The 6,890-nt window shown below is 58.7% G+C and carries 11 protein-coding genes and 1 pseudogene; 6 read left to right on the top strand and 6 right to left on the bottom strand.

The annotated features are described in order from the left end of the window. Window positions 1–69: 69 nt before the first annotated feature. Window positions 70–240 (bottom strand): hypothetical protein, encoded by a 171-nt coding sequence (locus BP737_RS14745; protein WP_394339244.1) that lies wholly within the window; start codon window positions 238–240, stop codon window positions 70–72. Window positions 241–364: 124 nt separating this feature from the next. Beyond that, window positions 365–481, bottom strand: a pseudogene (locus BP737_RS14740) (hypothetical protein); the annotation flags it as partial. A 538-nt stretch (window positions 482–1,019) separates the two neighbouring features. Here BP737_RS14740 and BP737_RS00955 point away from each other — a divergent pair. Both BP737_RS00955 and BP737_RS00950 read left to right on the top strand, forming a co-directional pair. Next, entirely contained in the window at window positions 1,020–1,469 is a 450-nt protein-coding gene (locus BP737_RS00955) for an EVE domain-containing protein (RefSeq protein ID WP_342685812.1), read from the top strand. Between the two features lie 3 nt (window positions 1,470–1,472). Beyond that, window positions 1,473–1,901 (top strand): DUF365 domain-containing protein, encoded by a 429-nt coding sequence (locus BP737_RS00950; protein WP_292410978.1) that lies wholly within the window; start codon window positions 1,473–1,475, stop codon window positions 1,899–1,901. A gap of 441 nt (window positions 1,902–2,342) precedes the next feature. Here the strand turns inward: BP737_RS00950 and BP737_RS00945 are convergent, their stop codons facing one another. Further along, complete coding sequence (locus BP737_RS00945; protein WP_292410977.1) at window positions 2,343–2,852, bottom strand: type II toxin-antitoxin system VapC family toxin; 510 nt, start codon at window positions 2,850–2,852, stop codon at window positions 2,343–2,345. Then, on the bottom strand, window positions 2,852–3,037 hold the full coding sequence (locus tag BP737_RS00940; protein WP_292410976.1) for a hypothetical protein: 186 nt from the start codon (window positions 3,035–3,037) through the stop codon (window positions 2,852–2,854). Before BP737_RS00940 ends, BP737_RS00945 begins: the two co-directional genes overlap by 1 nt. Before the next feature lie 482 nt (window positions 3,038–3,519). Here BP737_RS00940 and BP737_RS00935 point away from each other — a divergent pair, with 482 nt between their 5' ends. From BP737_RS00935 to BP737_RS00925, 3 genes are read left to right on the top strand one after another with little or no spacing between them, the layout of a single operon-like run. Beyond that, window positions 3,520–3,681: an AAA family ATPase gene (locus tag BP737_RS00935; RefSeq protein ID WP_292410975.1), complete on the top strand. Its 162-nt coding sequence runs from the start codon at window positions 3,520–3,522 to the stop codon at window positions 3,679–3,681. 26 nt (window positions 3,682–3,707) lie between these two features. Next, a complete protein-coding gene (locus BP737_RS00930) occupies window positions 3,708–4,274 on the top strand; it encodes a GNAT family N-acetyltransferase (RefSeq protein WP_292410974.1) in 567 nt (188 codons plus the stop codon). Window positions 4,275–4,320: 46 nt separating this feature from the next. After that, entirely contained in the window at window positions 4,321–4,998 is a 678-nt protein-coding gene (locus tag BP737_RS00925) for a hypothetical protein (RefSeq protein WP_292410973.1), read from the top strand. Window positions 4,999–5,253: 255 nt separating this feature from the next. Here the strand turns inward: BP737_RS00925 and BP737_RS00920 are convergent, their stop codons facing one another. Continuing rightward, window positions 5,254–5,424 carry a hypothetical protein gene (locus BP737_RS00920; protein ID WP_292410972.1) on the bottom strand — a complete coding sequence of 57 codons (171 nt, stop codon included), beginning with the start codon at window positions 5,422–5,424 and terminating at the stop codon, window positions 5,254–5,256. 64 nt (window positions 5,425–5,488) lie between these two features. Next, on the bottom strand, window positions 5,489–6,310 hold the full coding sequence (locus tag BP737_RS00915) for a TrmB family transcriptional regulator (protein ID WP_292410971.1): 822 nt from the start codon (window positions 6,308–6,310) through the stop codon (window positions 5,489–5,491). A gap of 94 nt (window positions 6,311–6,404) precedes the next feature. On the opposite strand from BP737_RS00915, the gene BP737_RS00910 reads away from it, so the two are divergent. After that, window positions 6,405–6,890, top strand: a 486-nt coding sequence (locus tag BP737_RS00910; RefSeq protein ID WP_292410970.1) for an MFS transporter, incomplete at its 3' end; no start/stop codon positions are given.

Below are 6,890 nucleotides of genomic sequence, written 5' to 3'. Positions count from 1 at the left end.
CTGTCCTGGATATCGTTCAGAGGAGAGAAACTTCGGAGGTGCGTGCTCCGATAAGGGTGTACAGAACATTCATAGATCTTTTTGGGATGAGTTCCTGTTGTAGAGTCGGGAAAAAAGTCTCCGCGGGCAGCCATATCCATTCTCTCTCAGAAGAGACCGCACCTCGCCTGCGAGGACCGGCAGATACCCTTCGACGACACCCCGGATTACCTCGTCGGATACGGTTGCGTACCCGTGAATCAGACGATTCCTGAACGCGATTATCAGGGGAGCGTCGGAGATCTTCTCCCTGAGGGGCGGTTCCCGCCGGAGAATGCCGGTTCAGCGCTTCACCGATGATCTCAAACTGCCGCTCAACAGCCGATCTGAGCATGGGATCGTTGCGATACTCTTCAAAGGTCCTCCCACCGGTGAACTGTACGATATAATCTGCAGCCTCTGCAATATCGTAGAGATATTTCCTGCCCTCACGCGACGGCATAGACATCCCTGCAGGTCTCTTTCACGGCCTCACGGAAGATCGGGTTTCCGATAGCCGATAGTTCAACGAGATCGATCTCGCGGCAGAAGAGCCGTGCCAGATCGTCGGCGAGACCGAAGTATGCCTCTGCATGCGTACTTTTGGACGATAGGGTGCAACTTGAAGTTGATAATCCTTAGAACACGCTCTTGTAACTTCTTATATATTCTTCAAATTCCTTGGCCTCATTCTTTCTCCCGCTCTTTCCAGGAGCGAATAACTTCTCCACGACATTTTTCAACGGGTCAAAGAGCGGCGTGGAAAGAACATTCTAAAGATATTAATCCAAAATTCCAATGCATCCTTTTCAGGCGGATTCTGACGGCGGTAGAAAAATAAGATTCAAGTTATTGAAGCGGGGGTCTTCCTATATAGTTATACCATCCAAAAGTTCTCGATCATTAACACTGGATTTTCGCTATAGATCTCCTCTTTACAAAGAATACAGTTATCCACCGGCTTCAAAAGGTTTTTCATACGGGTGCCTGAATCTCTTTGTATGACCCACTGGATCGCCTCCTCGAACCGCGACAACCAGAAGATCCTCGATGCGAAGCACATCTGGGGAGTACCCAAGCGGAACAAAACCCTCATGCACCGGGTGAAGCCCGGCGACACTATCCTTGTATATGTTCGGCAGGAGAAGGAGGACGACACCATCCTCCCCTCCGCGATAACCGGAGCCTACGAGGTCGTCGCCGAACCCTACATAGATCACTCCCGCCTCTTCATCACCCCGCCGCAGATGGGCGACGAGGTCTTCCCTTACCGTATGAAGGTCAGGCCGGTAGCGGTCTTTGCCGAACCCCTTGAGTTCAAACCGCTGATCCCCTATCTCAAGTTCATCACGAACAAGACGATGTGGAGCGGCCACCTCAGGATAGCCATGCGCGAGATCCCCGAGGAAGATTATCAGCTCATCCTCAAGCGGGCCGGAGTGGAGGCGTAACCGATGCCCGAGATTACCGGCGTCACCTTCCCCGTCCCGAAACACCTCATGCCCCGGTTCTTCAAGGACAGAAAGACCGTCTTCATCAAACCCGCCACCGTCTACAAAGACCTCCGGAGCGGCATGAAACTCGTCTTCTATCAGTCGCATGAGGATACCGGCTACGTCGGGGAGGCGACGATCAAGCGGATCGTCGTCAACGACGACCCCCTCGCGTTCTTCGATACCTTCGGGGATGCGGTCTTCCTCACGAAAGACGAAACCCGCGCCTACCTGCAGAAACAGGAGCGGTGGCAGGGGGTCAGGGTCAGGAAGGGCGAGACAAAGAAGAGAGCCTGGATGGCGCTTGAACTCGAGGATATCCGGGAGTACGACACGGTCAAGAAACCCGAGCGGTTCGTCCCGGTCGGGGGAAGGTATCTCCGGGAGTGAACCCCGGATTCTTTGGGAATAGAGATCGTCAACCGGGGCCGGCATCATGATCCCATCGTGAACCTGCTGTCGGTCCCTTGCTATCCCTCTCTCGTTGCGTACGTCAACGAGGCACGCCCGGTCCGGTCGTTCCCTCTTTGCGGAGAATGCCGATCTGAACCATCGCCTTAAGATCCCGTGTTGCGGTCGCCTTCTTCGCGCTATTGAGTTGTTGATACTCCTGGTTTGAGAGGGAGCCCTTTCTCTTCAGGTAGTTTACGGCAGCAATCTGCCGCTCATTCAGCCCGAGTGAATCAAGTCGTTCTTGGGTGTAGGGATCTTTCCGGAGAGGTCTTTAGGTTGATCAATACAGTCTCATCATTTATCCGGGCGATCTTGAGCCCGTATTGCTGAAACGGGATTGGAGACTCTTTCCAGAGAGCATGCATGCGGCATGGGCAGTCAGGAGCTCTCTTTCGCAGAAGGACGCACCAGCGTGAGGAAGTCTACCCGATCAAAATCCCGGTCGTTCGTCACGAAGTAGTCGATATGGTGCCTGCGTGCAGACGCGGCATGAAGCGCATCAGAAAACAATAATCCATACTGCTGGGAGATCCTGAGCGTATCATCCAGGATGTCCGAGGTATCAAGGACTCTGAGGTTGTACTGTTCCAGTACCTCCCGGGTCACGGAATATGGGGTGTTGAGCGTGTTCAAGATCGCCGGGTGCTTCTTGATGTACGCGATCGCCTCCCGTGGTGAAAGGCGCTTCTCGATGTAGATCTGGGTGAGAAGAGCTTTATGAAAGAACTCGTCAATGACTGTGGAATTGACATAACCCGTAACATCTTCGGCCTGCACCTTTTCGAGAAGCGTTTCGCACGACAGAGAGAACTTCGTGGTCGTGTAGGCGTAGAGGAGGATATTGGTGTCAAGGAATGCCGACCCGTCCTCCAATTCGGAGATCTCCATCAGTATAACTCTTCCAGATCTTTTTCGGCCAGTTTCAAGACGTATTCCTCCGGGGCATAGAGTTTTGTCATTTTCTTAGGTTGTTTCTTCAACCTGACGACCACCCTCTCTTCCCCGGGCTTCAGGGGCTGATCGAGCAGGATCGTCGTATCATCGATCAGTCTTCCATCGACCTCTACCGGCATCGGGACCACTCCATGGATCACTATTGTGGTTCGGGGATAAAAGGCTCTTCGCTCCTGCCTTCTTGCTTATCGGGGAGTATGATGCTCACCCCGTATCAGTCTTTTGAAGGACGAAGCGACTCCCCGGGCACGAGCGGGTGATTATCTCCGTGGGGTTGAAGGGGCTGAGCGGGAAGACCCCCTGCGCAAGCGGGGGGTAGTTCACCTGGACGAATTGTCAAATACGATTTACAATATGTCCACCTGGTACAGAGAATGAGCCGGCGGGAGGCGGAGGAGAAGATCCGGTCGCTCGCCCTCGGGTTTCCAGCAGTGGCCGTGATCAGCCCCCGCCAGTCGGGAAAGACGACGCTCGTGCGAGCCGTCTTCCCGGAGTTGCCCTATGTGCTGCTGGAGGACCCCGACACCCGGGCCTTCGCCGAGGAGGACCCGCGCAGTTTCTTTGCACACTATGAAAAGACCGGAGCGGTCTCTTCGATGAGGTGCAGAGGGTCCGGGAACTCTTCCCGTACCTCCAGGGCGTCCTTGATAGAAACCGGAGGCCGGGACAGTTCATTCTCACCGGGTCCCAGAACTTCCTGATGATGGAATGGGTATCCCAATCACTTGCCGGCCGGGTCCGGGGGCGGAGCCGCAACAGATAAGAACCATCCCACGGCTAACAATACGTATGGCTGTAACAACAATGAAACCCACCCGCATCCGCACCGAGCACCTGGACCTGGTCCCGGCGACGCTCGAAATCCTCAAGAGCGACCGCGAGGACCGCCGGGAACTTGCCCGCCACCTCGACGCCGCCGTCCCGGAGTCGTGGCCCCCGCCGCTACTCGACGACGATACGCTTGGGGCGTTCATCCAGATGACGACCGAAGGCGGGGACCCGCTCTTCGCCGCCTGGTACTGGGTGCTTGACGACCCCGCAGTTGGCGGACGGGTCCTCGTCGGCACCGGCGGGACAGCCTCACCCCCAACGCTTGAGGAGACGGGGGACACGGTCCTCATCGGCTACTCGGTGCTCGACGAGTTCCGGGGCCGGGGATATGCGACCGAGGCGGTCCGCCACCTCATCCCCGCGATCTTCTCCCTCCCGAGCATCCGGCGGATCGAGGCGGCGATCTACCCGGATCTCGCCGCATCCATCAAGGTGCTGGAAGAGAACGGGTTCGCCCGTGCCGGCGAAGGGTTCGAGGAAGGAACGGTCTCCTACGTGCTGGAAAAGCCCGAAACGCCGGTTTGACCCGAACCACCCGATCCTTCTTCTCCTCCCGGCCCCATGCCCATCTATGATGCCGGACGACCGGGAGATCATCGAGGCGGCGCTCAGAAAGGCCCGTGAACTAGGGGCGGACGCGGCGGGCGCCGTCCCGGCGGCGAGGCTCATCGACTGCCCCTCGGCGGTCGCGGACGGACGACAGGGATCGCGGGCGGACCGGGGGACCTACATCGTCCTCGGCCTCTACCACGACCCAGAAGACCCCGGACTCGACCTCTGGGAGGAGGGGCGGGGGACGCCCGGGGACCGGACCCTCGCGAAGATCGGGAGAGAACTCGGCCGCTGGCTGCAGGAGAGGTACGGCGTCCGGACCCGGGTCATCCCCTACCAGCTCCAGGACGGCGGGATCTACCTCAAAGATGCTGCCTGCATGGCAGGCATCGGGAGGATGGGGAGAAACAACCTCGTTCTCGTCCCGGGATACGGGCCGCGAGTCAGGTTCCGGGCGGTCTTTGCCGATCTGGACTGTCCCGCCCGGAATCCCCCGGAAAGCGATCTCCCCTGTGCCGGCTGCGAGCAATACTGCACCCGTGCCTGCCCGATGGATGCCTTTTGCACCGGGAGATACAGCCGGGACCGGTGTATGGCGCGGATGAACGCCGACAAGAACTCCGGGAGAGGTAGAATCGACCATTGCCGCGCCTGCGAACTTGCCTGCCCCGCCGGATCGGACGCCCGCTCCCGATGACGGCTGAACGCTTCCGAAAGTTACCAGCACTTGCTGGTTCGAGGTTCGGCATCACCCCGGCTTCATGCAGGCAACTTCGGAGCAGTCCGGAACTATTTCACCCCCGGGTCTCCGACTCGTGCATACGGCAACATCCCCGTAGGTAGTGCAGGAAGGCGGAAGATTCGATCGAATCAGCCGCAAAACGGAGACGATATCATGAACACGTTCGTGAGAACCCCGAAAGGGGTTGAAGAAGTCAGAGGTGTCGATACCTTAACCGCCGTCAGCGATTCCTCTCCTCAATTTTCTGATTTCACGGCCTATCACCATAAAAATCCACACCTCGCCTACCGTGACCTCCACCCGGCGGTCGCCGTCGACGAAGTAGAGGGAGGGGACGACCGAAACCCCGAGGATCAGAGCGGCGGCGGGCCGGTAGACCATCAGAACCGTGTAGTCTTTCCGAGGTCGCGGCCGCGGAAGACCGCGTGGACGGCCAGATCGCGGGTCAGGGGGTCATCGCCGGCGGCTCACAGCCGGACCCGATTTTCTCTGTGCCCCGGTCCTCCTCGCCCCGCACCGCAGGTTCCAGCAGTTCGATCAGCCGCCGGATCATAAAGCAGACCGCGGGCATGCAAAAGACCGTCGCAGACCTCACCCCGGCCCGGCGGCCAACGACGATGGCGCTCACTCCATCGACGATCATGAAGAGCTCCGTGGCCCACGTGGGGTCTTTCATCCCCGGCTTTTTTTCCAGCATCTCCCTGAAGAGGTTCAAGAGCGCAACACTCATAGGAAACACCCGCAGCCCGATGCCCGCGAACGGTGCCCGGTCGGGCACCAGGACGGTAAGGTTCACCCGTCTGTTGGCCGCCCTCAGGTCGTCGGCGATGGCCTGGAGGGCGCCGGAGTCGCGGGCGATCATGATGATGTCCTCCCCGGCGTCCCGGATCAGCATCCTCAGGCGGTGCCTGATGCCCCGCTCGTTCCTGATGGACCAGATGGGGGAGGGCAGGTGCGCCTCGACGTGGAGGCTTTTGAGTTCTCCCACCAGCACGTCGATGGACTCACAGTACTCCTCCTTGAGGGCGATGAAGAGTTCGGCCGGGTCCTCCGCGAGGTAGAACGTGGGCGAACCTGCCTCAACCTCCACGAATCCCCGATCGGAGAGCGAGTGCAGCACTGTGTAGATACGCCCCTGCGGCACGCCGGAGATCTCGCAGATCTCGCGTGCGGTCCCCCGCCCGAGGCCGACAACGGCCGTGTAGGCTTTTGCCTCATACTCGGAGAACCCGTGTGTTTTGAGGAGTTCGACGATCCTCTCCGACATTACAACCCACATGAGTTGTAAGTGATTGAATACTTTTCGAACCGACCGCTGATCAGTGCACCCCGGGCCCGGCGGGTACCGGGGGAGGAAACATATGAAGACCGGTATCCATTCTCCGCATGCCCCGACAACAAGTAACGCTGCCCGGAACATAGTGATGGTCGTCGCTCTGCTGGGCATGTACATGACCGTCCTGGACAGCGTCGTCATCACCATCGCCCTGCCGACGATCACCGCGGCCTTCCACGCGGATATCGCCTTATCACAGTGGACTATAACCGGCTATCTGGTGGCCATGACTGCATCCATGCTCGTGTTTGCACGAATGGCTGCGTATTTCGGCAAAAACCGCATCTTCCTTGCAGGCATAGGGCTCTTCACCATCGCCTCGCTGGGGTGCGCCCTTGCCCCGACGCTCCCGGTACTCATCGGCATGCGTATCCTTCAGGGTCTGGGAGCAGCGATGGCCGCCGCTCTTGTCATGGTCATCGTCTTTGAACTCTACCCGGCCGACGGGCAGGGAAAAGCCATGGGCATCCTCGGGGGCACCATCGCCCTCGCCAGTGTAACCGGGCCGTGT

The sequence above is a fragment of the Methanoculleus sp. UBA291 genome (genome assembly GCF_002499755.1).
GTDB lineage: Archaea > Halobacteriota > Methanomicrobia > Methanomicrobiales > Methanoculleaceae > Methanoculleus > Methanoculleus palmolei.
The sequence above is the reverse complement of the archived record's forward strand: the minus strand, read 5'-3'. Positions and strand labels throughout refer to the sequence as shown.

What these genes read in the sequence shown, in the direction of transcription:
- BP737_RS00940 (WP_292410976.1), bottom strand. Translation starts at nt 3,037, where the DNA reads ATGCCGGTAGAGGTCGATGGAAGACTGATCGATGATACGACGATCCTG.
- BP737_RS00925 (WP_292410973.1), top strand. Translation starts at nt 4,321, where the DNA reads ATGATGCCGGACGACCGGGAGATCATCGAGGCGGCGCTCAGAAAGGCC.
- BP737_RS00920 (WP_292410972.1), bottom strand. Translation starts at nt 5,424, where the DNA reads ATGGTCTACCGGCCCGCCGCCGCTCTGATCCTCGGGGTTTCGGTCGTC.
- BP737_RS00955 (WP_342685812.1), top strand. Translation starts at nt 1,020, where the DNA reads ATGACCCACTGGATCGCCTCCTCGAACCGCGACAACCAGAAGATCCTC.
- BP737_RS00915 (WP_292410971.1), bottom strand. Translation starts at nt 6,310, where the DNA reads ATGTCGGAGAGGATCGTCGAACTCCTCAAAACACACGGGTTCTCCGAG.
- BP737_RS00950 (WP_292410978.1), top strand. Translation starts at nt 1,473, where the DNA reads ATGCCCGAGATTACCGGCGTCACCTTCCCCGTCCCGAAACACCTCATG.
- BP737_RS00930 (WP_292410974.1), top strand. Translation starts at nt 3,708, where the DNA reads ATGGCTGTAACAACAATGAAACCCACCCGCATCCGCACCGAGCACCTG.
- BP737_RS00945 (WP_292410977.1), bottom strand. Translation starts at nt 2,852, where the DNA reads ATGGAGATCTCCGAATTGGAGGACGGGTCGGCATTCCTTGACACCAAT.